The organism is Streptomyces sp. NPDC029836, from assembly GCF_055574495.1.
On record NZ_JBVHZI010000011.1, the window covers coordinates 231,565 to 257,103 of the forward strand.

The window sequence follows — 25,539 nt, forward strand, 5'->3', positions numbered from 1 at the left end:
GAGGCTGGGCAGTCGACAGTCATATCCACACGTACCGGACATGAAGGACATCTGTTGGCTGCGAGCGGAACACCTCCCCCGGAGAACGACGGCCTGCGGTCCCGCGTCACGCTGCGGGTCAACGGCGCGGAACGCGTGCTCGACCTGGACCACCGGGTCACCCTCCTCGATGCCCTGCGCGAGTCGCTGGGGCTGACCGGCAGCAAGAAGGGCTGCGACCACGGCCAGTGCGGCGCCTGCACCGTCCTCGTGGACGGCCGGCGCGCCAACAGCTGCCTGCTGCTGGCGGTGGCCCAGGACGGGGCCGAGGTCACCACCGTCGAGGGGCTCGCCGACGCCGACGGATCGTTGCACCCCCTCCAGGAGGCGTTCCTCGAACACGACGCCTTCCAGTGCGGCTACTGCACCCCGGGTCAGCTGTGCTCCGCCGTCGGCGCCCTCGCGGAAGCCGCCGCCGGCCAGCCCTCGCACGTCACGGACGCGGCGCGGCCGCCGGGCCCCGTCGCGCTGACCGGCGAGGAGATCCGCGAACGGCTCAGCGGGAACCTCTGCCGCTGCGGTGCCTACAACGGGATCGTGGAAGCGGTAGCCGCCGTCGCCGGAACCGGCGCCGAAGCCGGCACCCCGGCCGTCACCCCGTCGGGCGTGATCGCGTGAAGCCCTTCGCCTACGTACGGGCCACCAGCCTCCAGGAGGCGGTGGACGCGCACGCCGGTCGTCCGGACGCTCGCTACCTCGGCGGCGGCACCAACCTCGTCGACCTGATGAAGCACGGGGTCGAGACGCCGACCACCCTCATCGACATCACCCGGCTGCCCCTGCGCGGGATCGAGGAACTGCCCGAGGGGGGCCTGCGCGTCGGGGCCGGCGTGCCCAACAGCGACCTGGCCGCGCACCCCCTCGTACGGACCCGGTACCCGGCGCTGTCCGAGGCCCTGCTCGCGGGCGCGTCCGGGCAGCTGCGCAACGTGGCCACCACCGGCGGGAACCTGCTCCAGCGCACCCGCTGCCCGTACTTCCAGGACGTGTCCAAGCCGTGCAACAAGCGCGAGCCCGGTACCGGCTGCGGCGCCCGCGACGGCGTGCACCGCGATCTCGCCGTGCTCGGCCACTCCGAGCACTGCGTCGCCACGCACCCGTCCGACATGGCCGTGGCCCTCGCCGCGCTGGACGCGAACATCGAGCTGTACGGGGGCGAGGACGGGCCCCGCAGCGTTGCCGCGACCGCGTTCCACCGGCTGCCCGGCGACCGCCCCGAGCGGGACACCGTGATCCGCCCCGGGGAACTCGTCACCGGCGTGGTGCTGCCGCCGCCCGGCGCCGGCGCCGTCTCCCTGTACCGCAAGGCCCGCGACCGGGCCTCGTACGCCTTCGCCCTCGCCTCGGTCGCCGCCGTGCTGGAACTAGCCGACGACGGCCGCGTACGGCGTCTCGGGCTCGCCTTCGGCGGGCTCGCCCACCGGCCCTGGCGCGCCGGCCGCGCCGAGGAGCTGCTGGTGGGCGCCCGGCCGACCGGGGAGGCCGTACGCCGGGCCGTGGACGCCGAGCTGGCGGGGGCCCGGCCGCTGCGCGACAACGCGTTCAAGGTCGACCTGGCGCGCAACCTCGCCCGGGACGCGCTCACGCGGCTGGTGCGCGCCGCCGGCGGGCCGCCGGTGGCGCCCACGGAACGGCCCACCGTGTAGCACTCCCGCGCCCCCACCCGGCCGACGCAGCCGTCCGCACCGATCAGAGAGGGAGCCGTCATGCGCTCCACCAACGCCCTCGGCAGCCCCGCGCCCCGGCGGGAGGGCCGCGAGAAGGTCACCGGAGCCGCCCGTTACGCCGCCGAGCACACCCCGCCCGGCTGCGCCTACGCCTGGCCGGTCCCGGCGACGGTCGCGCGCGGGCACGTCACCGCCGTCGACGACACGGCCGCCGCCGCGCTGCCCGGCGTCATCGGCGTACTGACGCCGTTCAACGCACCGCGCCTGGGCCCCTCCGACGACCCCACGCTGCAACTGCTCCAGGACTCCCGGGTCCCCCATCGCGGCTGGTACGTGGCCCTCGCCGTCGCGGACACCCTGGAGGGGGCGCGGGCCGCCGCGTCGCGGGTGCGGGTCGACTACGCGAGCGAGCCGCACGACACCGTCCTCAGCGTCGACCACCCCGGGGCCTACACCCCGCAGGAGGCCAACGGCGGCCATCCCGCCCACCGGGAGCAGGGCGACCCCGACGCGGCGCTGTCCGCCGCCGACGTACGGGTCGACTGCGCCTACGCGGTGGCGCCGCTGCACAACCACCCCATGGAGCCGCACGCGGCGACCGCCGTCTGGGACGCCGCCGGGCACCACCTGACCGTGCACGACTCCAGCCAGGGTGCGGGCCCGGTCCGCGCGGCGCTGGCCTCGCTGTTGAAGCTCGCCGAGGACGAGGTCACCGTCGTCTCCGAGCACGTGGGCGGCGGTTTCGGCTCCAAGGGGACACCGCGCCCGCACGTGGTGCTGGCCGCGATGGCCGCCCGCCACTACGACCGGCCCGTGAAGCTGTCCCTCCCCCGCGCCCACCTGCCGGCGACGGTGGGGCACCGAGCGCCCACCCTGCACCGGATCGGGTTGGGCGCCCGCGCGGACGGGACCCTCACCGCCCTCACCCACGAGATCACCACGCACACCTCCCGCGTCCGGGAGTTCGTCGAGCAGGCGGCCGTGCCGGCCCGGGTCATGTACGCCGTACCGGACGTGCGGACCACGCACCGGGCCGTCGCCCTGGACGTGCCCACGCCGTCGTGGATGCGCGCGCCCGGGGAGGCTCCCGGCATGTACGCGTTGGAATCGGCGATGGACGAACTGGCCGACGCGCTCGGCATGGACCCGATCGAGTTGCGCGTGCGCAACGAGCCGTCGACCGAGCCCGACAGCGGCCGTCCCTTCAGCAGCCGGCACTTGGTGGAGTGCCTGCGCGAGGGCGCCGAGCGGTTCGGTTGGGCGGACCGGCGCACCCCGCTGCGGGAGGGCCCGTACCTCGTGGGCACCGGGGTGGCCGCCGCCACCTACCCGGTGCTGATCGCCCCGTCCACCGCCCGCGCGCACGCCCGCCCGGACGGGAGCCACCTCGTCGAGATCAACGCGACGGACATCGGGACCGGGGCCCGTACCGTCCTGGCACAGGTGGCCGCCGACGCGCTGCGGGTCCCGCTGGACAGCGTCTCCGTCGCCATCGGGCACACCGGCCTGCCCGCCGCGTCACTGGCCGGCGGGTCCTCCGGTACGGGGTCCTGGGGCTGGGCCGTGCACGACGCCTGCGCCGCCCTGACCGCGCGCCTGGAGCGCCATGCCGGGCCGTTGCCGGCCGAGGGGCTGTCGGCGTCGGCCGACACCACGCAGTCGGCCAAGCAGAAGTCCCCGTACGCCCGGCACGCGTTCGGCGCGCACTTCGCCGAGGTCCGGGTCGACACGGTGACCGGGGAGGTACGCGTCCGGCGCCTGCTCGGCGTCTTCGCCGCCGGCCACATCCTCAACCCGCGGACGGCGCGCTCGCAGTTCAAGGGGGCGATGATCATGGGCATCGGCATGGCGCTCACCGAACACAGCACCATGGACGCGGAGTTCGGCGACTTCACGGAGAGCGACCTGGCCGCGTACCACGTGCCCGCGCACGCCGACGTGCCGGACCTCGAAGCGCACTGGATCGACGAACACGACAAGCACCTCAACCCGATGGGCAGCAAGGGGATCGGTGAGATCGGCATCGTCGGAACGGCCGCCGCCCTCGGCAACGCCGTCGCCCACGCGACGGGCCGCCGGCTGCGCGAACTGCCCCTGACACCGGACCGCGTCCTGACGGTGCTGCACGCAAGCAGCTGACGGACGACGGGGCGGGCGCGGCGCACCGGGCCGGCGCGGTGGACCGGCGCGGTGGACCGGCGCGCGCCCGGCGGCCCACCGCACGGTCACGTCAGCCCTGGTCCAGCGGCAGGGCCAGGTCGGTGACCTGCTGCTGCTTCGGGAACGCGCCCATGTCGCGGCCGGCGCCGGTCAGTACGTCGATGCCGTAGAGGCGGAAGGCTCCGCCGGTGTTGAGGGCCGCGAAGCCGTGGTTGGTGCCGTGCTTGGGCGAGAAGTAGATGTCGAAGCCGGCGTCGGGTCCGGCGGCGACGCCGAGGTTCCCGGTCGGGGCGAGGGTGCCGGCGTTGGCGGGCGACTGGAGGGAGACCCGGTCGGCCGTGGTGTCGATGTCGAAGAGGGTGGTCGCGGTCGCCGTGTTGAGGTCGTTGTTGGTGTACGCGGCACCGGTCACGCCCATCGCCGTGGACGGCGGGGTGGTCGGGTTGGTGAGCGTCCCGTCGACGGTGGTGCCGAGCGGGGCCGCGGCGTCGTCGAGGTTGTGGCGCAGGTTCTGCCCGGTGTCGCTGATGACGCGGAGCCGGTTGGCCGCCGGGTTGAAGTCCACGCCGAACTGCCGGCCGGAGAGCGCGACGGTCAGCTGGGACACCTTCGTGGCCTTGGCGTTGCCGGTGTCGAGGGTGTAGACGCCGCCCCGGTCCCCGACGCCGTAGAGCTTCTCGTTCTGCACCCGGAAGTCGATCCCGACGAGCTTGGTGTCCCCGGCCAGGCCGGTCACCCTGCCGATGGACATGCTCCGGCCGGGCCGGTCGACGGTGAACTCGACCAGGCGCTGGTTCGCGGTCAGGCCCACGGCGGTCAGTGCCTCGCGGCCCGTCCGGTCCCTGTGGTCCATGGCTTTGCCGCCGCCGTCCGCGGACGCCAGTACGGGCGCGGACAGGGCCGCGGCCACGGCGATGGACAGGGCGGTGATGGTCTTGCGCGTACGCATGGTGCTCCCCGAGAAGTATGGGTTCGTGCCTGCGGCCCGCGGGAATCGCGGACTCGCCCGGGGTTTCGACGTCGGCCCCGCCCCGGATGGGTCGAACCCACGAACACCATCCCAATGGCCGCACGCCCGGGCACCCGCCCCGTCTCCTGGCCGTCGCGCGGCGGGCCCACGGTTCCAGTGCGTCACGGAACGGTCACAGGCCCCACGAACCGGCGCATCCCCGGCGATCATGGCGCGATGCGCACACATCACGTCACCCTGCTCGCTGGCGTCGGCCTTCTCGCACTCACCGCCTGCAACCCCCAGGCAGCGGACGGCAAGCCCGACACCTCCGCTCCGACCGCCTCCTCCTCGCCCGCCGGAACCTCACCGTCGAAGACCGCCGGCGGCGGCCCGAAGACCGCCACGCTCCCCGATTTCGTCGGCAAGGGCCTGCAAAGCGCTCAGGACGAGGCCCAAGCCGCCGGTTTCCTCCTCCTGAAGTCCCATGACAGCCTCGGCCAGGAGCGACTCCAGGCCCTCGACCGCAACTGGAAGGTCTGTAGTCAGACCCCGGCCCCCGGTGCGAACGTCGACACGTCGACCACCATCGACTTCGGCACGGTCAAGCTCGAAGAGAACTGTCCGACCGGCGACGCCCCCGCGCCGAAGCCGGCCGGCGGCACCATGCCCGACTTCGTCGGCAAGGGCATGAAGGCCGCCCGTACCGCGCTCCCGACGAACACGTCTATCACCGTCAAGGACGCCTCGTCGCAGAACCGCATGGTGCTCCAGGAGTCGAACTGGAAGGTGTGCACCCAGAATCCGGCCCCGGGCTCCGCGCTGAACGGGCAGCCGGTCGCGTTCACCGCCGTCAAGACCGCCGAGTCCTGCCCCTGAGGTGACCTCTCCCCGTTCGGCGACCCGTTCTCGACGCCGTCGGGATCCGACGCGTGCGCCGAGCGCCGCCTGCCGGCGGGCCCACACCGAGCCGGCGGGGGCGCCGTCGTCGGCGTCGCGACGGGACAACGGCCGGGCCCCAGTCGTCCGCTTCTGCGTCGGCCGCCGGCGCCGATGCCCGGGCGGCCGTACGCCGCGGGCTGCTACGCGGCGCCGGTGAGGCGGTTGGCCAGGGTCGAGACGGTGTACGTACCGATGCCGAGGACGACCTCCAGGGCGTTGCGGCGGTCGTAGCCGTGGGCCCGGAAGGCCGCCAGCTCCTCCTCGCTCACCGCGCCCGAGGAGGCGAGCACCTGGAGGGTGAACCGGCGTACGGCAGCGAGCCGTTCGGGGTCCGGGGCGGGGCCGAGGGCGGCGAGTTTCGCCTCGTGCATGTCGACGCACAGGTGGCACTGGTTGCGCGCGGCGACGGTGAGGATCACGGTCTCGCGGGAATGCGCGTCCAGGGTGGTGGACTCGAAGATCTCGTTGAGCTTGAGGAAACCGTCCAGGGTCTGCGGGGACTCGCGGAGCAGCGCGACGGCGTTGGCGGTTCGGGCGGACAGCTCGGCGGGAGCGGGGGAATCGGTGGGTGCGGACAGCGCGGCGGTCATGACGGCTCCTGCGGGGTCGGTGCGGCGGATGATGAGGGACACGCGTAGCATCGACAACATGGTTGACGATGTCGATGAAGGAAACGTAAACCAGGTTGTCGATTCGGGCAAGGGGGTGACCCGCCCCGAGGCGTCCGACGGCACACCCGGCTTCGAGCTGCCCCTGCTCCTCCTCGGCGGCTTCCGCACCCTCATCGACCGGTTGCACGCCCGCCTGGCCGAGGAGGGCCACCCCGGCCTGCGCCCCGCGTACGGCTTCGCCCTCCAGGCCATCGGCGCCCACGGCGCGACCGCGAGCGACATCGGACGGCGCCTCGGGGTCTCCAAACAGGCCGCCGGCAAGACGGTCGACCGGCTGCTGGCCCTGGGCTACGCGGAGCGCACCGACGACCCCGGGGACGCGCGCCGCAAACTCGTCCGGCTCACCCCCCACGGCCGCGCCGCCCTCGGCCGCTCGGCCGCCGTGTTCGACGAACTCCGCGCCGAGTGGGCCCGGGCGCTGGGCGCGGACCGCGTACGGGACATCGAGACCGCCCTGCGGACCGTCGTCCCGGCCGAAACCGCGTTCCGCCTGGACGCCACCAGTTGGCTCGGCGGCACCTGAAGCCGGCCGGACGGGGAGGGGCCACCGCCGGCCCGGTCAGTCGGAGCGGCGGCGGCGGCGGATGCGGATCGGGCCGCGGGTCTTCGTCGGGTCGACGGGGTGGCCGCCCTGGGTGATCTCGACCTCGCCGGCCGTGACCAGGCGGCGGGCCGCGCGGCGGGCCGGTTCCATCAGTGCGCGCCAGCCGTCGCCGTCGCCCTCGTACACCGCCCGCGCGGCGTCGGAGGGACAGATGGTGGAGGTCGGGCTTCGACGCTCCAGCAACTCCAGGATGGCTCGCTCCAGGCGCCGGTCCGGGTGCCGTTCGCCGTCCGGGTGCCGTTCGCCGTCCGGATGCCGTTCGGCGTCCCTCTGTCCTTCGCCGTCCGTCTGTCCTTCGCTGTCCGTCACCCCTCCAGTGTGCGGCCGGGGGCCCGTGTCACGGGGACGTCGGCGGCGTCCAGCCCGGGTCGCGCCCGCTCAGCCCGACGGCCCGGTCCAGCAGCGGGGCCCCGTCCGGTACGGGCACGACGGGGCCGAAGATGCCGCCGCCGCGGTCCCCTTCCTGGGCGGCCGCCAGCAGGAACGCGTGCGCGGCGCGCAGCGCGGCCTGATCGGGGGCGTACTCCTGGCCGGTGGCCCGGGCCAGGTCCCAGCCGTGCACGACGAGTTCGTCCGCGGCCACCGCGGCCGCGACCTCGCCGGGCAGGTCGACGCCGCCCGCCCGGGTCATGCCGGTCCAGGCCGCCGGGTCCTGCCAGGCCGCGGCCAGCTCGTCGAGCACCCGGGGCAGCTCCTCGCGCCAGTCGGCGGGCAGAGCGGGGACGCCCGACTCGGGGTCGGTGTCCGTCGTCGGGCCCAGGTCCTTGCGGGCGGCGTCGCGAAAGGCGACGCAGAGTCCGGCCAGGTGACCCAGCAGGTCACCGACCGCGTACGCGGGGCAGGGCGTCGGCTCGCCGAGCCGCGCGTCGGGCACGCCCGCCGCGAGCCGCGCCACGATCCGGGCCTGCGGTCCGAGGTCGAGAGTCGTCGTACCGGTCATCTGCCGCTCCTCCCACAACGATGGGCCCGAAGGGTAGACCGGCGGCAAAGCCCGTACTCATCGCAACACGCCCCGAAAGTTCCCCGGCGATGGGCGATGGGCGATGGGGCGACGAGGCGGGCCATGGGGCGGCGAGGCGGGCCGGCCGGCCCCCAGCCCCCGCCCCGAGCCCCCGCCCCCGCCCCCGCCCTCAGGACAGGAAGCGTTCCGCGGCCTCGCGGGCCCGGGCGTTCGCGGTCGCGGCTTCGGACAGGGAACGGGCCAGGGCGTCGATCCACTCGTCCAGGCCCACCGGGCGCCGGGAGAGCACGATGCCCCGTACCTCGTGGCAGACCTCGCCGCTCGCGCGGCCCTCCCGGTCCATCCGCAGCAGGAGGCGCCGCTCCCCCAGCGCGACGTCCAGTGTGGTGACGCGGCCCTCGCGCCCCGCCATCCGTTCCACCACGGAACGCCGGCGCTCGACCCGTACCGTGCCGGACGGCAGCGCGTCCGCCAGGTGCGCCGCCAGCACGGCGACGTAGAGGTTCAGGTCCGCGCTGTCCCGGCGCAGCGCCGCGGCCAACGCGTCGACGTCCGGCGGCTCAGCCATCGAGGCTCAGCACCATGTTCGGTCGGTCGATGGTGTGGTCGTCGCGCAGCGGGCGGACCGCTGTCCCGATCGCGAAGAACTCGGTGGTGTGCGGTCCCCAGGAGTGCGAGTGCTGCCGCAGTTGGACCGCCACGATGCCCTCGGCGTCCAGGGACTCCGCCTCCGCCCGCATGCGGCCCATCGCCAGTTCTCGTGCTCCGTAGAGCGCCTGGGTGAACGGTTCGATCTCGACGTTGCGGCCCGCGGTGCTCAGTACCTGCGCGAAGCGCTGGTGCGCGACGTGGTGGACGCAGGAGCCCATGACCATGTCGAGGGGTGCGTAACCGGCCCTGATCAGCGTCCAGAAGTCCTGGCCCGACAGGTCCGAGGTGAACGGCTTGCCCTTGTTGTTGAGCCAGGTCCCCGCCGGTCCCGGGTCCGCGCCGGCCGCCTTGACCGCCGTGCCGACGGCGATGAACTCGGCCACGTCCGAACCGAACTCCTTGAACTCGATGTCCAGCCGCACCGCCACGATCCCGTCCGCGCCCAGAGCGCTCGCCTCCGCCTCCATGCGGCTCATGGCGAGTTCACGGGCGTGGTACATCGCCTGCGACAGTTTGGTCAGCTCCTGGTTCTTCGACCACCGGCCGAACTGGATGCCGACGTGGTAGACGGAGGAGCCGAGGACCAGACCGAGCGGGCGGAAGCCGACCTCGCGCACCAACAGGAACTCGTTCACCGACAGGTTCGAGGTGAACGGCGCCGCCCCCTCCCCCGGCCGGGGTTGCGCGAGCCGCCGCATCGCGTCCTCGGGCATGCCGTCCGCGGCCGGTCGGGCGGCTGCGCCGGCCGGTTCCTGTCCCGTTCGCTCGGTCATATCAGCGCTCGCGCTCCAGTCTCATGATGGCCAGTGGTGTGGGCCCGGCGGACCGCTCGGAGCGGGCGAAGCGGACGAGGGAGGTGCCGACGAGGACCGCCTCCGCGACGTGGTCGCGCGTGTATCCGTACGCGGGGCATTCGCTCTCGCTCACCGTCAGCTCCACGTCGTCCACCACCATCCCGTCGCCGCCGTGCTTCGCCGCGTCGAGGGTCAGTCGCACACGGGCTTCCCGGCGGACGTGGCTCAGCAGTTCCGTGTAGCCGTCGACTTCCTGGGCGTCGGCGGTCCACGCGGTGCGGCGCGAGGTGCGCCAGTCGTCGTGCCGGGTTTCGAGGGCCACGCCGAAGGCGAGTCCGGTGGGAACCCATCCCGCGTACAGCAGCTTCGCGAAGTCCTGGCCCGTCAGGTGCGACGTGAAGGGCCGCTGCGGCCGGATCCGCGAGCGGGCCCGGACCGCCGTTCCCCGGACGGTGCACTCCACGAGCCCCTCCGCGAACCGGTCGACGCACAGCTCGACCCCGACGATGCCGTCGCCGCCGAGCGCGCCGCATTCGGCGACCGCCCGCGCGAGCGCGAGCCTGCGCGCCCCCTGCATCGCCTTCGCCGTTGCCGACAGCGACGGCACCCATCGGGAGGACGGCACCCGCTTTCCGTTCACGGCCTTCCACGCTCCCGGGCAGCCGCCGAGACCCTCGTACCCGACGGCGGAGACGGTCGTACCGAGCACCTGGCCGACCGGCTCGAACCCGGCGCCCTTGACGGCGGCGTACTCCTCGGAGGTCAGGGCCGAGTCCCAGACGCCGCCGGCCCGGGAGCGCGTCGCCCCACCGGGAACGGCGTGCGGCGGACCGGTGTTCCGTCGGTCTGTCATCGCCCTTGCCATCGGCCCTTCGGCTCGCCTCGCGGATCGCGTCGCCCGTCGACAGCCTAGGCCATCGAACAGAACGGCGAACGACTGATCGACGGGTCCAACGGAGCCTCCCGTCACAGGCCTTGAGCACGAGCCTTGAGCACCGACCTTGAGCACGAGTGGCCGGGCGCCGGTCGGAGGGCGGATGGTGATCCCGTCATGGGGTAGGCGCGGCGGAGAGCGGTGGCGCGTCCGGGACGGTGAAGTTCCGGTGGGTCGCCGTGCTGGTGCGGTGACCCGGTGTCGCTCCGCTGGTTGGATGCAGGCGTCCGCACTCACTCCCCCGAGGGAAGGAACTGGCCATGAACAACGACAGTCAGCCGAGCAAGCGGACGCGGGAGATGCGCGAGAAGGCCGAGGAACTCGAACAGGCGGCCCAGCACGCCGGCGACCCGGCGGAGAAGCAGCGGCTGACGGAGAAGGCCCTGCACATCCGCCAGTTGAGCGAAGAGGTCAACGGCAAGGGCAGCGGGACCATGGACCCGATGTAGGCCCCCTGCTGTGGGAGGAATCGCCGCAGGACGGGGCGCGCGCAGCGTCGGGGTGGGGGCGCACCCCCTCGCGGTACGCCCCCCGCCGCCCGTCCCGTCACCCCTCGGCGGCCGTCAGCAGCGTTCGGACGGCCTCGCACAGGGCGTCGTCCTCGACCATGCTGCCCCACTGGTCCGACGACACCGGCCGGGCGTCGGCGGCGAGGATCGGGTGCAGGACGGGTGCCGGCGGCCCGGTGAGCGGCCCCGGCGCAGCCAGGTGCTCCAGAGCCCGGATGCCGTGGGCGCCGATGGCGCGTGCGTTCTTCTCGAATCGGGCCGTACGAGCGGCCGATGATGTGATGGGTGTGGAGGGTACGGGCCCCGGAGCCGATCGCCCGAACGGGGCTGCGGGGATCGGCTCGTGGCGTACGGCCCCCGGCCGGCGCGGCGTCGTCGCGTGCGCCGGGCGATCAGGCGGGCTGGACGGTGACGGTGACGGTGCAGAGGCGTTTCGTGGCCCGGGTGAGGGCCACGTACAGGTCCCTTTCCCCACCGGGGCGGGCCGTGATGATTTCCTCGGGGTGCAGGACGACGACCCCGTCGAATTCCAGGCCGCGGGCTTCGGACGCCGGCACGATGCGTGCGTGGTGCGCGATGCCCCGGGCAGTCAGCTCGTTCACCCTGCTGTCCGCGCAGATCACTCCCAGCAGCTCGCCCGGGTGCGCGGCGCTCTGGGCGCGCAGTTCCTGAGCGACGACGGTGACCAGCCCGTCCGCGGTCGTGGTGACGGTGCGGGGGCGCGCCCCGGTTCGAAGTGACCGTGTGGGCTTCTGGTCCGGAGCGATCCGTGCGAGCAGGTCCCGGACGCTCTCCAGGATCTCCTGCGTGGTGCGGTAGCTGACGGTCAGGTCGTGCTGTGCGAACCGCCGTCCGACGTGGGGGCCCAGTGCTTCCTTCCAGTCGCGTGCTGTCGCGTGGGGGCCCGCCTGGGCGAAGTCACCCACCAGCGTCATCGCTCTTGCCGGGCAGCGGCGGACGATCATCCGCCACTGCATGGCGGTCAGTTCCTGCGCCTCGTCGACGACGACGTGCCCGTACGTCCGCTCGGGCGGGCCGTCGACCAGGCTCGCCGCCTCGTCCAGCAACGACACGTCGGCGTCGGTCCAGGGGTCGTCCGGACCGCGCAACAGGAGGGACCGCTCCTGCGCGGTCAGGCGGGGCAGGTGCTCGGCGAGAGCGCCGGCGTTCGTCAGGAGCGCCTTCACGAGGTCACCGGCCGTCAAACGCGGCCACAACAACTCGATGGCCCGGTCGACGCCGGTTGCGGCGGCGTTGTTGTCGCCATCGCCGTCGCCATCGCCGCCGCCGCCGCCGGCACCGTCGTCGCCATCGAGGAGGTCGGCTCGGAGGGCGTCCAGGTCCAGCTCGTGGGCAGGCCCGGTGTCGGCCGCGCCTTCGGCACGCCGCCGGTCGGCTCCCGTGAACCGGTCCAGGTTGAGGCCCGTCATCGCTTCGGCGTCGGCGTCGATCCGCTCCAGGAGATCGCCCATGTCCCGTCGCACCGCGTCGGTGACGGCGTCGACCAAGAGCTCCTTGAACACCTGGCGCGCGGGGTTGTGCCCCGGTACGGCCGCCACGGCGGCGTCGCGTGCCGTGGCGACCTCTTCGCCGGACAGCTGGACCAGTTCCCGTCCTACCCGCACGGTGAAGTCACCGGCGGGGGCTTGGTGGGCCCGCAACAGGCCGGCCAGGGCGTCGGCGAGGTCGGCGCCGCCCTTGAGGCGCGCCGTATCGTACGGGTCCACCGTGGCCGGGGACACGCCGGCCAGCTCCCGGCAGGTCGCCAGGACGACGTCGTTCTCCCCGAGCGAGGGCAGGACCCGGGAGATGTAGTCGAGGAACCGGGCGTTCGGGCCCACCACCAGGACCCCCTCCTGCGCGGCGCGCGGGAACGCGTACAGGACGTAGGCGGCCCGGTGCAGGGCGACCACCGTCTTGCCGGTGCCGGGGCCGCCCTGCACCACGGTCACCCCGCGGTGGGCGGAGCGGACGACCGCGTCCTGCTCGGCCTGCAGCGTCGCGACGGCGGTGTGCATCCTGCCCGTACGCCGTGCCGACAGGGCCTCGGTCAGCGGGCCGTCCCCCACGACGTCCTCGTCGGTCGGGGCGCTCCCGTCCAGGAGTTCGTCGCTCACCGAGATGACCGTGCGCTCCTGGAGGCGCAGGTGCCGGCGCCGTCGCAGTTCCATGGGGTGGACCGGCGTCGCCTCGTAGAAGGGCCGCGCCGCGTTGGCGCGCCAGTCCACGAGCAGCGGTAGGTCGTCCTCCTCCGCGTGCAGGCCGATCCGTCCGATGTACAGGGTGGTGCCGTCCGTCCGGTCGATGCGCCCGAAGACCAGCCCCTTTTCGGCGCCCTCCAGCCGGCCGATTTCCTTGGTGAGGCGCTCGGCGGCTATTTCCCTCTCGAATGCCTCACCGGAATTTTCCGGCGGGTCCTTCAGTACATTCGCCCGCTGCGCTCGCGCTTCGCAAAGCCGCTCGGTGAGCACTTCGTACAGGGAGGACACATGATCCTGTTCCGCCGCAACCGCGTGCACAGCGGGTTCCATCACCTTCGACAACGGGGGCTCCTTCGATTCGAGCCACACCATACGGTCGAAGTTCCCCGAGGATAAGTCTTGAATTGCTCAGGCCGTCATGTCCTTGTGACCCACGCACGACGCGCCGCACCGCGTATCGCGCATTCCGCTGTTCCGTACATCTCCCATTGCGCTTTCAATATCCGTATGCCTTATGGGCGGCGCGCCCCGGAAATGTCGACGTCCCTTCCGGGGTGGCCCGGCGCTCACTCCGGCGTCGGGTGGTGGCCCGGGCCGGTGGGCAGGCCGGTCAGCGGGGTGGGGGACAGCGTGGTGGGTTCCTCGCCCTCTTCGAGGAGGGTGTCGGCGGCGCCGACGATCAGGGGGTCGGGCTTGCCTATCGCTTCCGGGTCCTTGTTGTCGTAGTCGACGCGCCACAGCAGGCTGCGCATCGCCTCCAGCCGTGCGCGCCGCTTGTCGTTGCTCTTGACGACCGCCCACGGCGCCGCCTCGGTGTCGGTGGCACGGAACATCGCGACCTTGGCCCGCGTGTAGGCGTCCCACAGTTCGAGGGAGGCGAGGTCGGTGGGCGACAGTTTCCACTGGCGGACGGGGTCCACCTGCCGGATCGCGAACCGGGTGCGCTGCTCGGCCTGGGAGACCGAGAACCAGAACTTGACCAGCAGGATCCCGTCGTCCACCAGCATCGTCTCGAAGGTCGGGCACTGCCGCAGGAAGAGCTCGTACTCGCGCTCCGTGCAGAACCCCATCACCTTCTCGACGCCGGCGCGGTTGTACCAGGACCGGTCGAAGAAGACGATCTCACCGGGGCCCGGCAGGTGGGCGACGTAGCGTTGGAAGTACCACTGCCCCGCTTCCCGTTCGGTCGGCTTGTCCAGGGCGACGATGCGGGCCCCTCGGGGGTTGAGCCGTTCGGTGAAGCGTTGGATGGTGCCGCCCTTGCCCGCCGCGTCCCGGCCCTCGCAGAGCACCAGCACCCGGGCGCCCGTCTCGCGCACCCAGCGCTGCAACTTCAGCAGTTCGATCTGCAGGATCCGCTTGTTCCGCTCGTACTCGGCGCGCCGCACCTTCTGTTGGTACGGGTAGTTCTCCTGCCACGTCCGGATGGGAGCCCCTACGGCGTCCAACAGGACGGGTTGCTCCGGCCTGCTCGCGTCGATGCTCAACCCGGACAGCAGGTCCTCGCCGGTTTCCACCGCTTCGTCTTCCATTTCGTGCGCCTACCCGGCGACCGCGGGACCAAGCGCGGAGGGCGGGGCGGCAACCGCATGGTCGCCGCCCCGCCCTCCGGGTGCTGCCGGTCGTCCGCCCCGCGTCCCCGCCTCACGAAGACGTGCGCGTCGGATCCGGCGGACTCGCTCAGACGCCGCGCGGGCCGTCGTAGTAGCCGCCGACCTGCTGGTGGTATTCCGCGTTGCCGAGGTGCTTGTCCTTGTCGAACTCGGGAGCGTTCTTGATCTGCTCCTTCGTGCGGTCCACGTAGATCTTCTCCTCGCCCGGGTCGATACGGGTGACCGTACCGGCCGGCAGGAGTACTTCCTTGCCGAAGATCCACGGGCCGGTGTCGACCACGATGTAGGCGGAGCCGACCTCGTCCGAGTGCTTGTCGACCTTGCCGATGGAGCCGTCGGCGGCCTCGACCTTGTAGCCCGTCAGGTCCGTCAGGTCCGCGCCGGTCAGTCGGCCGGACGTCTCGCGGTAGCCCCACACGTTCTCGGTCATAAGAAACCTCCCATTGGCTTGGAACTCGACGCCCGCCCCCGGGAATTCCCGAGCGACGGGCGGCCTCACGATCACAAAAACTCGCCTGCCCCGGCGCATTCGCCTCACACCCGGGAAAGCGATGAATCTTTCCGACGCTCCCGGACGCTCCCGGACGGGCCGGGACCTGGGCGGCCGACGGGTTCGGAGGCGTCGGTTCCCGACTGCTCCCGTCGACCGCCCGGGCCACCCGCGCGCCTACCCGGGAACAGCCGTCCGTAACGAGCACGCACACATGGGTGTGGGGCCCGCCCCCTCGACCGGGGCGGGCCCCACACCACAACGCCGCAGATCAGCGGCGGGTCTACCAGCGGTACCACCGACCGCTACCGCCCTTGGGACGGGCGACGAAGCCGACCAGCCACAGCACCAGAACGGCGATGGCGACCCACCAAAGGATCTTCACCGCGAAACCGGCGCCGAAGAGGATCAGAGCGAGCAGAAGAACAAGAAGCAGGGGAACCATAGTTATTACCTCCGAGACTCCGAGTGCCCCCACCGCCCCCGATCATGCACGTGGCATTTTCCTGTTTTTCATCGCCAGGAACGGGAATGCGCGCGGGTTTTGTTCGTTCACACTCCTACCCGACGGGTAGATTGCGCAGCCGAGTGGCCGGCCGGCCGCCGGCGCCTTCTTCGCCGGTTGGACGGTCGGAATCCTCATGGTGGCGACCGCCAGCACCGCCCTCGCCTCTGTCATCGAACGCACGGATGAGACGCCCACCTGGGCGTCGTGGACCAAGGCCGTGCTCGGCCTGGTGCTCGTCCTGCTGGCGGTCCGGCAGTGGCGTTCCGGCGTCGCGAAGGACACCCCGGCGTGGATGCGGGCCCTCACCACCGCCACCCCGGCCAAGGGGCTGCGGTTGGGCCTGCTGCTCTCGCTCGCCAACCCCAAGGCCCTCCTGCTGACCGCGGCGGCCGGGCTGACCGTCGGCGCGGCCGAACTGGGTACCGCGCGCGCCGGCATCGCCGTGGCGGTGTTCACCGCGATCGCCGTGTCCACCGTCGCGCTGCCCCTGCTGTCGCACGTCGTCCTGGGCGAGCGCGTCCTCACCCCGCTGGGGCGGGCCAGGACGTGGCTGGAGACGCACAACGCCGCGGTGACGGCGGTGGTCCTGGCCGTGATCGGTGTACTCCTGACCGTGGAGGGCGTCACCGGCCTCTGACCGGGCGGTGGCGGCGCGACGGGTGCCGGGTTGCTTCCTGGGCGCAACTCGGTGGCGTTCGGCGCGGAGATCGGGAAGGGTCACACGCATGGTGTCAGTAGTGCAGAACGTGGCGATCGATTGTGCGGATGCTTACGAGTTGGCCCGGTTCTGGAGCAGTGCGACGGGCTGTCCCCTGCATCCGGAGGACAAACCGGGGGACCGCGAGACGCAGGTGGTGCCGGCCGAGGGCCCGGTGCTGTACTTCAACCAGGTGCCCGAGGCCAAGGCGGGCAAGAACCGCATCCATCTGTGCCTGCGCCCCGAGACCTCACGCGACGAGGAGGTGGAACGGTTGACGGGCCTCGGTGCCCGCTTCGTCCGCGACCACCGGAATCCCGACGGCTCGGGCTGGGCCGTCCTGGCGGATCCCGAGGGCAACGAGTTCTGCGTTCTGCGCGGCGACTCCGACCGGGCCGCGACGGAGGAGTGACGTTTCCGCCCCGGCCCGGCCCGGAAGGTGGGTCGGGGGCTCGGGGCGGGGGCTCCAGTCGGGGGCTCGGTCGGGGGTGCCTGCCTGCCGCCCGCCGAAGTTACCCGGGGGTAGCCAGGTGGGGCGTCCGAGGGTAGCGTCGGCAGCCGAGAAGGGGAGTCCCATGCCTCGTACGTTCACGGTGTCCGACAGCATCGTCGTCCTTGCCCAGCCCGCCGATGTCTACCGGAAGGTCTCCGATCCCGCGCGGATGGGCGACTGGAGCCCGGAGAACCTCGGTGCCACCGTGCACGGCGGCGCCGGGGAGGCGCGCGTGGGCATGGTGTTCGACGGGCGCAACAAGCGCGGCGCCTTCCGGTGGACCACCCGGTGCACCGTGACGGCGGTCGAGGAGGGGCGCCTGTTCCGGTTCCGGGTGCACGCGATCGGCGTCCGGCAGCCGCGCGTGCGCGGCCCCATCGCCACCTGGGAGTACCGGTTCGAGTCCGTCCCGGAAGGTACCCGGGTGACCGAGACGTGGACCGACGACCGTCGCGCGTGGCCCGACTTCGTGGCCCACGCCTTCGACCGGATCGCCACGCGGGGCCACACCTTCGCCGACTTCCAGCAGCGCAACATCCGCACCACCCTGCGCAACCTCAAGCGCGTCCTGGAGGAACCGGCCGCCGCCGACCGGTGATCCGTACCGGCGCCGGGGCCCGGTAGGTCGCGGGCGCGGCGCCGGGGCGCGGCGGCGGGCGGGACGTTCGGGAGCCCGGGCGCCCCGGGCCCGGTTCAGCGTCCGGGCTGGACCGGTCGCAGCCGGGAGACGGCGTGCTCCTGGCCGGCCGTGCCCTCGCGCATGACCTGCGCCCGGTCCATCACCGCCCACCCGGCGTCGCCCTCCGCGTTGACCTCGTCGCGTGCGGAACGCACCCCGTAGTGCCCGTACAACTGCTCCTCCTCCGACACGGAGAGCACGCTCCCGCAGTCCAGCGCGGCGCAGGGTGCCTGCTCGATCAGCGTCACCGGATACGGCACCACCAGGCGCCCGTCCTTCCACTCCGCCGTCCGGAGCGGGACGAACACCCCACCCAGCCCCGAGGCCCGGTCGGTGATCCGCACCCACTCGGGCCTGCCGGTGGTGTCGTCGACCAGGACGTACTCCACCTGTCCCAGGCGCTGCCCCTGGTCCGTGTGCGCCGTGCATCCTGCCATGGCCGTGAGCTGGTCCTGAGTGATCACTACTGCTCCTTACCCGACTGCCGTGTGCTGTCGTCCGTGGTCCGTGGTCCGTCGCCTGTCGGCTACCCGCGCAGGCCGATGGGAAGCACGACGCCGACGTCGCACGCGTACTGACGGGTACGGGGGCACCCGGGGTGCCCCGGTCCGGGCGGCCCGACCCCGGCTGCTCAGCCGGTTCCGTCCGGGGGCGGCGCGGGCCACGGGTGTCGGGCGGCGCGGGCCTGGTCCGCGGCGCGGGCGAGGCTCTCGGCGACGAAGTCGACGAACCGGGCGACGGTTTCGAGGCGGGCCCCGGCCGGGGTCCCGGGGCCGAGGACGCGGACGCCCTGTCGTGCGGTGACACCGAGGTGCTCGGTGCCGCGGGCGGCGGCGATCGTCGCTCGGTACAGGGCGTCGTCGTCGATGAGGTAGCGCTCGCGGCGGCCTCCGTCGCGTTCCCTGCGGACGAGCCCCCGGCCTTCGAGGAACGCGATCGCCTTGGAGACCGAGGCGGGGCTGACCCGTAGGCGCCCGACGAGTTCGGACGCGGTGAGGGCGCCCTCGTCGGTGGTGCAGAGGCCGGCCAGCGCGCGGGCCGCCATCCTGGGCAGGCCCGATCGCATGAGCACGGCCGCGCACTGGTCCTCGTACGCGCGCACCGCCCCGTACGCGCGCACCGCCCCGTACGCGCGCACCGCCCCGGTGTCGCGCCCGTACGCCCGCGCGGGGGCGAGGTGTTCGGCGGCGCGGGGGGCGCGGTCGGATCGGGGGGCGCGGTCGGCGCGAGAGGCGCGGTCGGATCGGGAGGCGCGGTCGGGGCGAGAGGCGCGGTCGGGTCGGGAGGCGCGGTCGGGTCGGGAGGCGCGGTCGGTTCGGTAGGCGCGGTCGGTTCGGTAGGCCGTGGGGCCGCCGTTGCGCCGTACCTCGCGGCTGACGGTCGAGGTCGGCCGGCCGAGGCCGCGTGCGATCTCCGCGTAGGCGAGGCCGTCGGCCACTCCCCGCGCGATCCGTCGGCGTTCCCGTGGGGTGAGTCGGCCTGCCGGCATCGCGGGCTCCTTCGAAGTCGGTGGTGTCGCCAGTAAAGCGTTCACCCTCAGCTCATTGCAACAGGTGCTCAACTGACCGTTGCGTTAAACACATCCACAATGCAACGAAATTGGCCCTTTGACCTGCAATATCAGCGACTTGATGCAACGAATCCGTTGCCCAATACGTGAACGCAACTTACTGTTTCCCTCATCGGAAACAACCGGGCCGACCGAGTGCCCGCCGCAGACGAAGGAGCCCACCATGCTGAAGTTCGCCACCCCCGCCCCGGTCGCCGCCGTCCTCGACGTCCCCGCGGGACGCATCCAGGTCATCGCCGCCGACCGCTCCGACACCACCGTCGAGATCCTGCCCGCCGACCCCACCAAGGCCCGCGACGTCAAGGCGGCCGAGCAGACCACCGCCGACTTCCACGACGGCACCCTGCGGATCGCCGCCGCTCCCGCCAGGAACCGCGTCCTCGGCCACCCCGGATCCGTCGAGATCACCGTCCAACTCCCCGCCGGCTCCCGTGTCGAGGCCACGACCGCCGCAGTCGAGTTCCGCGGCGTCGGACGCCTCGGCGACGTCACCCTCGAAGCCGCGCAGGCCACCGTCAAGATCGACGAGGCCGATCACGCCCGCCTCACCGTCCACGCCGGCGACATCACCATCGGCCGACTCGGCGGTCCCGCCGACATCCACACCCAGAAGGGTGACCTCCACATCACCGAGGCCACCCGCGGCACCGTCACCCTGCGCACCGAGCACGGTGACATCACCATCGGCGCCGCCCGTCACACCTCCGCCACCCTGGACGCCGGCACCCACTACGGCCGCGTCCACAACACCCTCAACAACGCCGACGGCCCCGCCGCCGCCCTCACCATCCGCGCCACCACCGCGTACGGCGACATCACCGCGCGCAGCCACTGAACGCGCCCCGCCCCCCGACATCCGTAGCCGGTACCGACCCCTCACGACGTCGACGAGGATGAGCACCACCCAGGATTACCGGGCCGCCGAGCAGCTCCTGCGCCGGCCCGCCCGCCCGCCCCGGCGAACTCGTCGTCGGTGACAAGGTCCGGCGGCAGTGGATCGACGGCGGCACCCGCTTCCGGTACGCGGTGAGCAACGGCCTCGGCAGCCGGTTCACGCTGGTGGACCCCGCGGCGGGTACCCGTGAGCCGGCGTTCGACCACGCCCTGCTCGTCACCGCGCCGGCCGCCGCGTCCGGTCAGGACGTCGACCCGGAGGCCCTGCCGTTCACCGGCGTCGAAGTGACCGGGGACGCCGCGGAGTTCGTCGCGTTCGGCGCGTACTGGCGCTACCGGCCGGACGACCGGGTCTGCGAGCGGGCCGAGTTCCCGCCGGCGGGCAACCCGTTGGAGGTGCCGTCACCCGACGGGGAGCTCGCGGTGTCCCTGCGGGGGCACGACCTGTGGGCGCGCTCCCTGTCCGACGGCCGGGAGTGGGAACTGACCACCGACGGCGAGCCCGACCACGGATACGGCCGCGGACCGCGGTCCACCGGCGACAGCACCCTGTTGCGCAAGACGGGTCTGCCGCACCTGCCGCCCGCGGTCCTCTGGTCACCCGACTCGACCAAGGTCCTGGCCCACCGCACCGACGAGCGCGACGTCCGCCGCACCCACCTCGTGGAGGCCGCGCCCAGCGACGGCTCCGCGCCGCTCCTGCACACCCAGCGGTACGCCTACGCCGGGGACGAGAACCTGCCGCGGGCCGAGCTCGTCGTCCTGGACGTCGCCACGGGCACGGTGGTCCGCGCACGGGCCGAGCCGCCGCTCATGCCGAACGTGTCGCCGATCCTGACCCAGTGGGCGTGGTGGGCTCCGGACGGCTCGGCGGTCCACTTCCTCGACCGCCCCCGCGACCTGCGCACGATCACCCTCCACCGGCTGGACCCGGTCACCGGCGAGGTCTCCGCGGTGCTCGGCGAGAGCGGGGACACCCGGGTGGACCCCAACCAGGGAGCCCTTTCCATCCTCAGTTTGAGGTGGTCAGATGCAGGGTGAGGATGGAACGGGCTCATCGGGCAGGCAGAACACCCCGGCTTCCAGGTGATTCTTTGCCTCACCTACAGTTAGATCATCTGAGGATGGAGTGACCATGGGGGCACAGGAACTGCCGCGCTACTACCGGGTGAGCAAGCGAAAGGCAGTCAGCATGCTGGCTACCTTAGGCATCGCGACAGTCGGATTTCTGGTCGTAACGTGGATCGCGGAAGATCCGATCACCGACCAGGTAAAGCTGCTGGTAACCGTAGCGACGCTCCTGTTCGTCGCAGTTGTGGCGGTCACCCTCCCACGGAGCGGCACCTCGGTGGACCACAGCGGCCTCCGGATCCAAGGACCGGTCCGGACGCGTCGGCTGACCTGGGCAGAAATCCAGGACATCAGAACCGAGCCCATGCCCCGAACGGCCCATGGTGAAAGCTCCATGCCGAACATGGTCACGTACGCCTACCTGTCCGGGGGCCGGCGCCGGCTACTCATCCACGTAAACGACCTGCACGTCACCAACTTCGAGCACGAGGTCTCCATCCTGCGCGCCGCCTGGGCCGAGCTGCGCGGCACGGACCCCACACCGGGCACTCCCGCCGCTTGACCCCCGGTAGCCCCCCGGCCCATCAAGTCCGACCAGCCGGCCGGCGCACGAAGGACGCTCTCCAGGACCTGTCCTATCGATCACGTGACATTCGTTGAGATCTGGCTTTGACTGGCCTCAAAGCAAAATGGATCTTGGTCCGATGGTGGTCGCAACAGAGTGCTCGCATGTCCAACCCCATCGCATACCCGGTCTTCCGAACCACCGACCCATACTGAGCCATTTCCATCTTGATCAGGCGGCGAGTTCAAGAGCAACGACGGCTCGGACGATGGCGGTGATTCGGGTGGTGCTGCAGCGGAGCTTCCGCAGGAGCCGCGAGCATTTAAGGGTGGCCATGGCACGCTCGCCGAGGCCGCGGATCTTGGCGTGATCGCGGTTGTGACGTCGGCACCAGCCGTGCAGCCCCGGAACGGGACGCGGACCGCAGGACGTGCGCCCTGGTACGCCTTGTCGGCCCAGCACTTGGTGGCGTCGGCGGCGAGGGTGGCGGGCTTGGCGTGGGTCCGGGCCGCGGTCAGATCGTGCACGGATCCGGGTAGCACGTTGCGTACGGGACTGGGCCGGTCGGGTGCTGGTCGAGCTGGAGCGCGCCGGCATCGGCAAGCTCACGGCCACCGGCTGGACGGCTCCGGAACGGTTCCGGGTGAAGGCGGCCGACGGGGCGACGGACCTCTACGGGGTGCTGTACCGGCCGCGGGGCTTCGACCCCTCCCTGCGCTAGCCGGTGGTGGACAACCTGTACCCCGGCCCGCAGCTCAACCGGGTCGCCCCGTGCTTCGACCCCGGTGGCACGGGCCTCGACGCCGAGCTCCTCGCGGCGCTGGGCTTCGTGGTGATGGCGCTGGACGGGCGGGGCACCCCCGGGCGGAGCAAGGCCTTCCACGACGCCTCGTACGGCCGGTTGGCCGACGCGGGCCGCCTGGCCGACCACGTCTCGGCGCTGCGCCAGTTGGCCGGGAGCCGGCCATGGATGGACCTGGACCGGGTCGGCGCGTTCGGCCACTCCGGCGGCGGGTTCGCGGCGGCGCGGGCGATGCTGGACTTCCCCGAGGTGTACGGGGCGGGGGTGGCCCTCTCGGGCTCGCACGACGCCCGCTTCTTCACCCCGGGCTTCGTGGAGACCTACGACGGCGCGGCCAACCCGCAGGCACGGGCCCGTACGTCCAACGTGGACCTCGCCGACCGGCTGACGGGCAAGCTGCTGCTCGTGCACGGCGAACTGAACGACCAGGTCCACCCGTCCCACTCGCCGCGACTGGCCGACCGACTCCTGGCCGCCGACAAGGACTTCGAGCTGTTGATCGTGCCCGGGGCGGAGCACACCTTCATCGACTGCCTGGCCCACGTCCACACCCGCGCCTGGGACTTCCTGGTCCGCACCCTGATGGGTACGCAACCTCCCGCGTACCGCCCGTCCCGCATCCCGATCGGCCCCGAACTCCTCGCCGAACTGTTCGCCTGAGCGGGTGGGCCGGGACGGGGCGGGGGCGGGGCGCCGGCGGCATCGGTGGTCGGTGTTACGCGGCCGCCGCGCCGCGGAAGTCCTGGGCGGCGCGGCACACCGCCTCCGACACCGGGGCGGCGTTCTCGGCCAGGGTCATCAGGCGGTCCGTCAGGACGCGGCGTCGGTCGGACGACAGGGCCGAGGACAGTTGGCCTCCCGCGTGCGCGAGGCCGGCCAGCAGCGCGGCGCGGCCACCGGGTCCGGCGTCACCGTCGGGGTCGGCCGTACCGGTGGCGGGCCGGGCGGCGTCCGCGGCGGCCACCGCCGCCCGCACCTCCGCCCGTACCTCGCCGGCCGCGCTGAGGCCGTGCGGGGTGAGGTCGGCGCGGTTCAGGGCGAAGACGCCGAAGACGCGGCTGATGCTCTGTTCCAGCAGGCCGTCCTGCTCCATGCTCCTCAGCACGTAGTGGATCGATTCTCGACCGTCCTTCCGGACCCAGTAGAGCCATTTCCTACCGGGCTCGTCGACTATCCCCTGCCACACCTGCCGGAGCGCGGCATCCTGCGGAGCGTCACCCACCGCTTTTGCCGTACCCGCCTCGTCCGTCAGGGCGCCGCGGTCGAGCAGTTCGGCCAGCATCGCGCCGCGCACGGCCGGTGCCAGGTACTGCCGGACCGGAAGTTCCCCGCGCTTCGCGTCGAAGGCGAGCAGGATCATGTCGCCTGCCAGGCTCATCTCAGGTGTTCCTCTCGTACGGGCACCGCGCCGGCAACGACCGCCGGGTTCCAGGCAGTCTGCCCTGCTCGGGCGGGGTCCACCGCACTTCCGCCCCGGCTTCGAACCGCTCACCCGACCCGGTCGGGCCGCGGACACCTCGGCCGGGACGCCGGGGAACCCGCTCGCCCTCTCGCGTCGGTCCTGGCAGGCTGACCGGCATGAACGCGCCCCACGTGGCACAGGCCCGCCGTCTCGTCCGTGACCGCTTTCCCGACGCGCTCTCGGTGGTCCTCGCCGGGTCGACGGCCTCCGGACGGGCCACCGCTAGCAGCGACCTGGACATCCCGGTGCTGGTCGGGGACGACGGGGTGACCCACCGGGAGACCGTCCGGTTCGAGGGGCGGGTCGTGGAGCTCTTCGTCCACACCCGGGCCGGTCTCGCCGAACTCTTCGCCGCGGACGTCGCCAACCGGCGGGCGGCCATGCAGTACATGTACGCCGGCGGCCTCGTCCTGGTCGACGTGGACGGTGCGGCCGGCCGGGCCCGCGCCCTGGCCGCGGCGGATCTGCGCGGCGGGCCGCCCGCGTTGGATGCGCGGGCCGTCGGGTCGAGGCGGTACGGGTTGACGGACGCGCTCGACGACCTCGCCGACGCGGGCGATCCCGTCGAGACCCTGGCCGTGGCCGGGTACGTCCTCACCGCGGCGGCCGACCTCCTGTGCGATCACCGTCGGGCGTGGATCGGCGGTGGGAAGTGGCTGCCGCGACGTCTGCTGGAGGCGGACCCGGCCCTGGGAGCGGCCCTGTTGGAAGGACACCTGCGGCTGTGCCGGGCGGCTGACCCGACGGCCCTGATCGATGCGGCGTCAGCGGTCCTCGACCTCGTCGGAGGTCCGCTGCGCGAGGGCTACCGCAGGACGTGGCAGGGCACGGAGCCGTCGGCTCCGTAGCCGGCCGTCGGTTCCTTTGCCGGTCGGCGGTTCCTTCGCCGGTCGGCGGTTCCTTCGCGGTCGGCGGCTCCGTGAGCAACCGTCGACCGGCCGCGATGTCGCCCTCGCCCACGACCGGGTGGACCTCTACCTCGCCTGCGCCATGAGCGAGGGCTGAACCGGCCGGAACCCCTGGCGGGTGCACGGGGTGTGGTGGGCGGGTGACGCTGGGACCCCGGGCGGTGGCGTCGGCGGGCGCCGGGCGGGTCCGCCCCGCAGGATGGGCGGGTATCCCCGCCTCCCCCCGTCTGGAGCCCGTCGTGCTGGAACGCACCCTGCGCAAGGACCGCACCAAGATCACCTTCGTTCTCCCCGCGGACACCCCGCCCGGCCCGGTCAGCGTGGTGGGCGACTTCAACGACTGGCAGCCCGGCGTCCACACCCTGCAGCCCCGCAAGGACGGCAACCGCGCCGTCTCCGTCGAGCTGCCCAGCAAGAGCAGCCACTCGTTCCGCTACCTGGCCGCCGGGGACTACTGGTTCAACGACGAGGCCGCGGGCGACCAGGACGGCCCCAACAGCCGCCTCCACACCTGAGCCCGCTCCGGACCGCGGGGCGGAAGGCCTCCGGTCCCGGGTAGGCCGGTACGCCGCCGCCCCCACCTCCGGTGGCGGTGGCGGCTAACGGCGGACCGCTGCCGGCGGGCCGGCGCGCGGCTGGTGGACCGTGAACATGTAGCTCTTGACCGCCTCGGGGTCGAGGTTCCGGAACGTGACCATGTGGTTG

The 25,539-nt window shown here is 72.6% G+C and carries 30 protein-coding genes and 1 pseudogene; 16 read left to right on the plus strand and 15 right to left on the minus strand.

Annotated features, from left to right (window positions below; genetic code table 11):
• Nucleotides 1-54: 54 nt before the first annotated feature.
• Genes ACZ4XJ_RS28380 through ACZ4XJ_RS28390 form a run of 3 tightly spaced genes read left to right on the plus strand, consistent with a single transcriptional unit; the run spans nucleotide 55 to nucleotide 3,845 of the window.
• Nucleotides 55-657, plus strand: a complete 603-nt coding sequence (locus ACZ4XJ_RS28380; RefSeq protein WP_468497865.1) for a 2Fe-2S iron-sulfur cluster-binding protein — start codon at nucleotides 55-57, stop codon at nucleotides 655-657.
• Entirely contained in the window at nucleotides 654-1,685 is a 1,032-nt protein-coding gene (locus tag ACZ4XJ_RS28385; protein WP_468497866.1) for an FAD binding domain-containing protein, read from the plus strand. The genes ACZ4XJ_RS28380 and ACZ4XJ_RS28385 overlap by 4 nt, the downstream gene beginning before the upstream one ends.
• A gap of 60 nt (nucleotides 1,686-1,745) precedes the next feature.
• A complete protein-coding gene (locus tag ACZ4XJ_RS28390; protein WP_468497867.1) occupies nucleotides 1,746-3,845 on the plus strand; it encodes a xanthine dehydrogenase family protein molybdopterin-binding subunit in 2,100 nt (699 codons plus the stop codon).
• Nucleotides 3,846-3,936: 91 nt separating this feature from the next.
• Here the strand turns inward: ACZ4XJ_RS28390 and ACZ4XJ_RS28395 are convergent, their stop codons facing one another.
• Nucleotides 3,937-4,815, minus strand: a complete 879-nt coding sequence (locus ACZ4XJ_RS28395) for a DUF4394 domain-containing protein (RefSeq protein ID WP_468497868.1) — start codon at nucleotides 4,813-4,815, stop codon at nucleotides 3,937-3,939.
• Nucleotides 4,816-5,052: 237 nt separating this feature from the next.
• On the opposite strand from ACZ4XJ_RS28395, the gene ACZ4XJ_RS28400 reads away from it, so the two are divergent.
• A complete protein-coding gene (locus ACZ4XJ_RS28400) occupies nucleotides 5,053-5,694 on the plus strand; it encodes a PASTA domain-containing protein (protein ID WP_362880921.1) in 642 nt (213 codons plus the stop codon).
• Nucleotides 5,695-5,897: 203 nt separating this feature from the next.
• Here the strand turns inward: ACZ4XJ_RS28400 and ACZ4XJ_RS28405 are convergent, their stop codons facing one another.
• Nucleotides 5,898-6,398 carry a carboxymuconolactone decarboxylase family protein gene (locus tag ACZ4XJ_RS28405; RefSeq protein ID WP_468497869.1) on the minus strand — a complete coding sequence of 167 codons (501 nt, stop codon included), beginning with the start codon at nucleotides 6,396-6,398 and terminating at the stop codon, nucleotides 5,898-5,900.
• 7 nt (nucleotides 6,399-6,405) lie between these two features.
• On the opposite strand from ACZ4XJ_RS28405, the gene ACZ4XJ_RS28410 reads away from it, so the two are divergent.
• Nucleotides 6,406-6,951, plus strand: a complete 546-nt coding sequence (locus tag ACZ4XJ_RS28410) for a MarR family winged helix-turn-helix transcriptional regulator (protein ID WP_362880919.1) — start codon at nucleotides 6,406-6,408, stop codon at nucleotides 6,949-6,951.
• A 36-nt stretch (nucleotides 6,952-6,987) separates the two neighbouring features.
• Here ACZ4XJ_RS28410 and ACZ4XJ_RS28415 read toward each other — a convergent pair whose 3' ends face one another.
• The 5 genes from ACZ4XJ_RS28415 to ACZ4XJ_RS28435 all read right to left on the minus strand — a co-directional run bounded on the left by ACZ4XJ_RS28415 (nucleotide 6,988) and on the right by ACZ4XJ_RS28435 (nucleotide 10,291).
• On the minus strand, nucleotides 6,988-7,236 hold the full coding sequence (locus ACZ4XJ_RS28415) for a DUF3253 domain-containing protein (RefSeq protein ID WP_468497890.1): 249 nt from the start codon (nucleotides 7,234-7,236) through the stop codon (nucleotides 6,988-6,990).
• A 133-nt stretch (nucleotides 7,237-7,369) separates the two neighbouring features.
• Nucleotides 7,370-7,972, minus strand: coding sequence for a TIGR03086 family metal-binding protein (locus tag ACZ4XJ_RS28420; RefSeq protein ID WP_362880918.1), 603 nt, complete (start codon nucleotides 7,970-7,972; stop codon nucleotides 7,370-7,372).
• A gap of 190 nt (nucleotides 7,973-8,162) precedes the next feature.
• Nucleotides 8,163-8,561, minus strand: a complete 399-nt coding sequence (locus ACZ4XJ_RS28425) for a hypothetical protein (protein WP_468497870.1) — start codon at nucleotides 8,559-8,561, stop codon at nucleotides 8,163-8,165.
• Nucleotides 8,554-9,417 carry a heavy metal-binding domain-containing protein gene (locus ACZ4XJ_RS28430; protein WP_468497871.1) on the minus strand — a complete coding sequence of 288 codons (864 nt, stop codon included), beginning with the start codon at nucleotides 9,415-9,417 and terminating at the stop codon, nucleotides 8,554-8,556. Before ACZ4XJ_RS28430 ends, ACZ4XJ_RS28425 begins: the two co-directional genes overlap by 8 nt.
• A gap of 1 nt (nucleotide 9,418) precedes the next feature.
• Nucleotides 9,419-10,291, minus strand: a complete 873-nt coding sequence (locus tag ACZ4XJ_RS28435) for a heavy metal-binding domain-containing protein (RefSeq protein WP_362880912.1) — start codon at nucleotides 10,289-10,291, stop codon at nucleotides 9,419-9,421.
• Nucleotides 10,292-10,632: 341 nt separating this feature from the next.
• Between ACZ4XJ_RS28435 and ACZ4XJ_RS28440 the strand changes: the two genes are divergently transcribed.
• Nucleotides 10,633-10,821: a DUF6381 family protein gene (locus ACZ4XJ_RS28440; protein WP_362880911.1), complete on the plus strand. Its 189-nt coding sequence runs from the start codon at nucleotides 10,633-10,635 to the stop codon at nucleotides 10,819-10,821.
• A 452-nt stretch (nucleotides 10,822-11,273) separates the two neighbouring features.
• On the opposite strand, the gene ACZ4XJ_RS28445 is transcribed toward ACZ4XJ_RS28440, so the two are convergent.
• The 4 genes from ACZ4XJ_RS28445 to ACZ4XJ_RS28460 form a co-directional block, all read right to left on the minus strand.
• Entirely contained in the window at nucleotides 11,274-13,370 is a 2,097-nt protein-coding gene (locus tag ACZ4XJ_RS28445) for a HelD family protein (RefSeq protein WP_468497891.1), read from the minus strand.
• A 278-nt stretch (nucleotides 13,371-13,648) separates the two neighbouring features.
• The gene (gene ppk2, locus ACZ4XJ_RS28450) at nucleotides 13,649-14,614 is read right to left on the minus strand and encodes a polyphosphate kinase 2 (RefSeq protein WP_362880909.1); all 966 of its coding nucleotides are present in this window, start codon (nucleotides 14,612-14,614) and stop codon (nucleotides 13,649-13,651) included.
• A gap of 148 nt (nucleotides 14,615-14,762) precedes the next feature.
• Nucleotides 14,763-15,125 (minus strand): PRC-barrel domain-containing protein, encoded by a 363-nt coding sequence (locus ACZ4XJ_RS28455; protein WP_362880907.1) that lies wholly within the window; start codon nucleotides 15,123-15,125, stop codon nucleotides 14,763-14,765.
• A 343-nt stretch (nucleotides 15,126-15,468) separates the two neighbouring features.
• The gene (locus tag ACZ4XJ_RS28460) at nucleotides 15,469-15,630 is read right to left on the minus strand and encodes a hypothetical protein (protein WP_053676175.1); all 162 of its coding nucleotides are present in this window, start codon (nucleotides 15,628-15,630) and stop codon (nucleotides 15,469-15,471) included.
• Nucleotides 15,631-15,760: 130 nt separating this feature from the next.
• Here ACZ4XJ_RS28460 and ACZ4XJ_RS28465 point away from each other — a divergent pair, with 130 nt between their 5' ends.
• The 3 genes from ACZ4XJ_RS28465 (at nucleotide 15,761) to ACZ4XJ_RS28475 (ending at nucleotide 17,481) form a co-directional block, all read left to right on the plus strand.
• On the plus strand, nucleotides 15,761-16,330 hold the full coding sequence (locus ACZ4XJ_RS28465; protein WP_468497892.1) for a GAP family protein: 570 nt from the start codon (nucleotides 15,761-15,763) through the stop codon (nucleotides 16,328-16,330).
• An 88-nt stretch (nucleotides 16,331-16,418) separates the two neighbouring features.
• Nucleotides 16,419-16,802: a VOC family protein gene (locus ACZ4XJ_RS28470; RefSeq protein WP_362880905.1), complete on the plus strand. Its 384-nt coding sequence runs from the start codon at nucleotides 16,419-16,421 to the stop codon at nucleotides 16,800-16,802.
• Between the two features lie 163 nt (nucleotides 16,803-16,965).
• Nucleotides 16,966-17,481: an SRPBCC family protein gene (locus tag ACZ4XJ_RS28475; protein WP_362880903.1), complete on the plus strand. Its 516-nt coding sequence runs from the start codon at nucleotides 16,966-16,968 to the stop codon at nucleotides 17,479-17,481.
• 95 nt (nucleotides 17,482-17,576) lie between these two features.
• On the opposite strand, the gene ACZ4XJ_RS28480 is transcribed toward ACZ4XJ_RS28475, so the two are convergent.
• Nucleotides 17,577-18,026 carry a PRC-barrel domain-containing protein gene (locus tag ACZ4XJ_RS28480; protein ID WP_362880902.1) on the minus strand — a complete coding sequence of 150 codons (450 nt, stop codon included), beginning with the start codon at nucleotides 18,024-18,026 and terminating at the stop codon, nucleotides 17,577-17,579.
• A 167-nt stretch (nucleotides 18,027-18,193) separates the two neighbouring features.
• Nucleotides 18,194-19,051, minus strand: a complete 858-nt coding sequence (locus tag ACZ4XJ_RS28485) for a helix-turn-helix domain-containing protein (RefSeq protein WP_468497872.1) — start codon at nucleotides 19,049-19,051, stop codon at nucleotides 18,194-18,196.
• Nucleotides 19,052-19,295: 244 nt separating this feature from the next.
• Here ACZ4XJ_RS28485 and ACZ4XJ_RS28490 point away from each other — a divergent pair, with 244 nt between their 5' ends.
• The 3 genes from ACZ4XJ_RS28490 (at nucleotide 19,296) to ACZ4XJ_RS28500 (ending at nucleotide 21,659) form a co-directional block, all read left to right on the plus strand.
• Nucleotides 19,296-19,967, plus strand: coding sequence for a DUF4097 family beta strand repeat-containing protein (locus ACZ4XJ_RS28490; protein WP_468497873.1), 672 nt, complete (start codon nucleotides 19,296-19,298; stop codon nucleotides 19,965-19,967).
• Between the two features lie 191 nt (nucleotides 19,968-20,158).
• The gene (locus tag ACZ4XJ_RS28495; protein ID WP_468497874.1) at nucleotides 20,159-21,067 is read left to right on the plus strand and encodes a DPP IV N-terminal domain-containing protein; all 909 of its coding nucleotides are present in this window, start codon (nucleotides 20,159-20,161) and stop codon (nucleotides 21,065-21,067) included.
• A gap of 94 nt (nucleotides 21,068-21,161) precedes the next feature.
• Nucleotides 21,162-21,659, plus strand: coding sequence for a PH domain-containing protein (locus tag ACZ4XJ_RS28500; RefSeq protein WP_468497875.1), 498 nt, complete (start codon nucleotides 21,162-21,164; stop codon nucleotides 21,657-21,659).
• Nucleotides 21,660-21,893: 234 nt separating this feature from the next.
• Here ACZ4XJ_RS28500 and ACZ4XJ_RS28505 read toward each other — a convergent pair.
• A pseudogene (locus ACZ4XJ_RS28505) lies at nucleotides 21,894-22,201 on the minus strand (transposase family protein); the annotation flags it as partial.
• Nucleotides 22,202-22,230: 29 nt separating this feature from the next.
• Here ACZ4XJ_RS28505 and ACZ4XJ_RS28510 point away from each other — a divergent pair.
• The gene (locus tag ACZ4XJ_RS28510) at nucleotides 22,231-22,383 is read left to right on the plus strand and encodes a hypothetical protein (protein WP_468497876.1); all 153 of its coding nucleotides are present in this window, start codon (nucleotides 22,231-22,233) and stop codon (nucleotides 22,381-22,383) included.
• 6 nt (nucleotides 22,384-22,389) lie between these two features.
• Complete coding sequence (locus ACZ4XJ_RS28515) at nucleotides 22,390-23,124, plus strand: prolyl oligopeptidase family serine peptidase (protein ID WP_468497877.1); 735 nt, start codon at nucleotides 22,390-22,392, stop codon at nucleotides 23,122-23,124.
• A gap of 55 nt (nucleotides 23,125-23,179) precedes the next feature.
• Here the strand turns inward: ACZ4XJ_RS28515 and ACZ4XJ_RS28520 are convergent, their stop codons facing one another.
• The gene (locus ACZ4XJ_RS28520; protein WP_362880894.1) at nucleotides 23,180-23,842 is read right to left on the minus strand and encodes a GOLPH3/VPS74 family protein; all 663 of its coding nucleotides are present in this window, start codon (nucleotides 23,840-23,842) and stop codon (nucleotides 23,180-23,182) included.
• Nucleotides 23,843-24,042: 200 nt separating this feature from the next.
• Between ACZ4XJ_RS28520 and ACZ4XJ_RS28525 the strand changes: the two genes are divergently transcribed.
• Complete coding sequence (locus tag ACZ4XJ_RS28525; protein WP_468497878.1) at nucleotides 24,043-24,774, plus strand: nucleotidyltransferase domain-containing protein; 732 nt, start codon at nucleotides 24,043-24,045, stop codon at nucleotides 24,772-24,774.
• 200 nt (nucleotides 24,775-24,974) lie between these two features.
• Complete coding sequence (locus ACZ4XJ_RS28530; protein WP_468497879.1) at nucleotides 24,975-25,349, plus strand: isoamylase early set domain-containing protein; 375 nt, start codon at nucleotides 24,975-24,977, stop codon at nucleotides 25,347-25,349.
• Nucleotides 25,350-25,539: the final 190 nt, after the last annotated feature.

Bases quoted from the DNA above. Each gene is read 5' to 3' on its own strand.
- ppk2 (WP_362880909.1), bottom strand. From the start codon at position 14,614: ATGGAAGACGAAGCGGTGGAAACCGGCGAGGACCTGCTGTCCGGGTTG.
- ACZ4XJ_RS28420 (WP_362880918.1), bottom strand. From the start codon at position 7,972: ATGACCGGTACGACGACTCTCGACCTCGGACCGCAGGCCCGGATCGTG.
- ACZ4XJ_RS28440 (WP_362880911.1), top strand. From the start codon at position 10,633: ATGAACAACGACAGTCAGCCGAGCAAGCGGACGCGGGAGATGCGCGAG.
- ACZ4XJ_RS28490 (WP_468497873.1), top strand. From the start codon at position 19,296: ATGCTGAAGTTCGCCACCCCCGCCCCGGTCGCCGCCGTCCTCGACGTC.
- ACZ4XJ_RS28395 (WP_468497868.1), bottom strand. From the start codon at position 4,815: ATGCGTACGCGCAAGACCATCACCGCCCTGTCCATCGCCGTGGCCGCG.
- ACZ4XJ_RS28455 (WP_362880907.1), bottom strand. From the start codon at position 15,125: ATGACCGAGAACGTGTGGGGCTACCGCGAGACGTCCGGCCGACTGACC.
- ACZ4XJ_RS28460 (WP_053676175.1), bottom strand. From the start codon at position 15,630: ATGGTTCCCCTGCTTCTTGTTCTTCTGCTCGCTCTGATCCTCTTCGGC.
- ACZ4XJ_RS28410 (WP_362880919.1), top strand. From the start codon at position 6,406: ATGGTTGACGATGTCGATGAAGGAAACGTAAACCAGGTTGTCGATTCG.
- ACZ4XJ_RS28485 (WP_468497872.1), bottom strand. From the start codon at position 19,051: ATGCCGGCAGGCCGACTCACCCCACGGGAACGCCGACGGATCGCGCGG.
- ACZ4XJ_RS28500 (WP_468497875.1), top strand. From the start codon at position 21,162: ATGGGGGCACAGGAACTGCCGCGCTACTACCGGGTGAGCAAGCGAAAG.
- ACZ4XJ_RS28405 (WP_468497869.1), bottom strand. From the start codon at position 6,398: ATGCTACGCGTGTCCCTCATCATCCGCCGCACCGACCCCGCAGGAGCC.
- ACZ4XJ_RS28470 (WP_362880905.1), top strand. From the start codon at position 16,419: ATGGTGTCAGTAGTGCAGAACGTGGCGATCGATTGTGCGGATGCTTAC.
- ACZ4XJ_RS28430 (WP_468497871.1), bottom strand. From the start codon at position 9,417: ATGACCGAGCGAACGGGACAGGAACCGGCCGGCGCAGCCGCCCGACCG.
- ACZ4XJ_RS28525 (WP_468497878.1), top strand. From the start codon at position 24,043: ATGAACGCGCCCCACGTGGCACAGGCCCGCCGTCTCGTCCGTGACCGC.
- ACZ4XJ_RS28435 (WP_362880912.1), bottom strand. From the start codon at position 10,291: ATGACAGACCGACGGAACACCGGTCCGCCGCACGCCGTTCCCGGTGGG.
- ACZ4XJ_RS28390 (WP_468497867.1), top strand. From the start codon at position 1,746: ATGCGCTCCACCAACGCCCTCGGCAGCCCCGCGCCCCGGCGGGAGGGC.
- ACZ4XJ_RS28520 (WP_362880894.1), bottom strand. From the start codon at position 23,842: ATGAGCCTGGCAGGCGACATGATCCTGCTCGCCTTCGACGCGAAGCGC.
- ACZ4XJ_RS28425 (WP_468497870.1), bottom strand. From the start codon at position 8,561: ATGGCTGAGCCGCCGGACGTCGACGCGTTGGCCGCGGCGCTGCGCCGG.
- ACZ4XJ_RS28475 (WP_362880903.1), top strand. From the start codon at position 16,966: ATGCCTCGTACGTTCACGGTGTCCGACAGCATCGTCGTCCTTGCCCAG.
- ACZ4XJ_RS28400 (WP_362880921.1), top strand. From the start codon at position 5,053: ATGCGCACACATCACGTCACCCTGCTCGCTGGCGTCGGCCTTCTCGCA.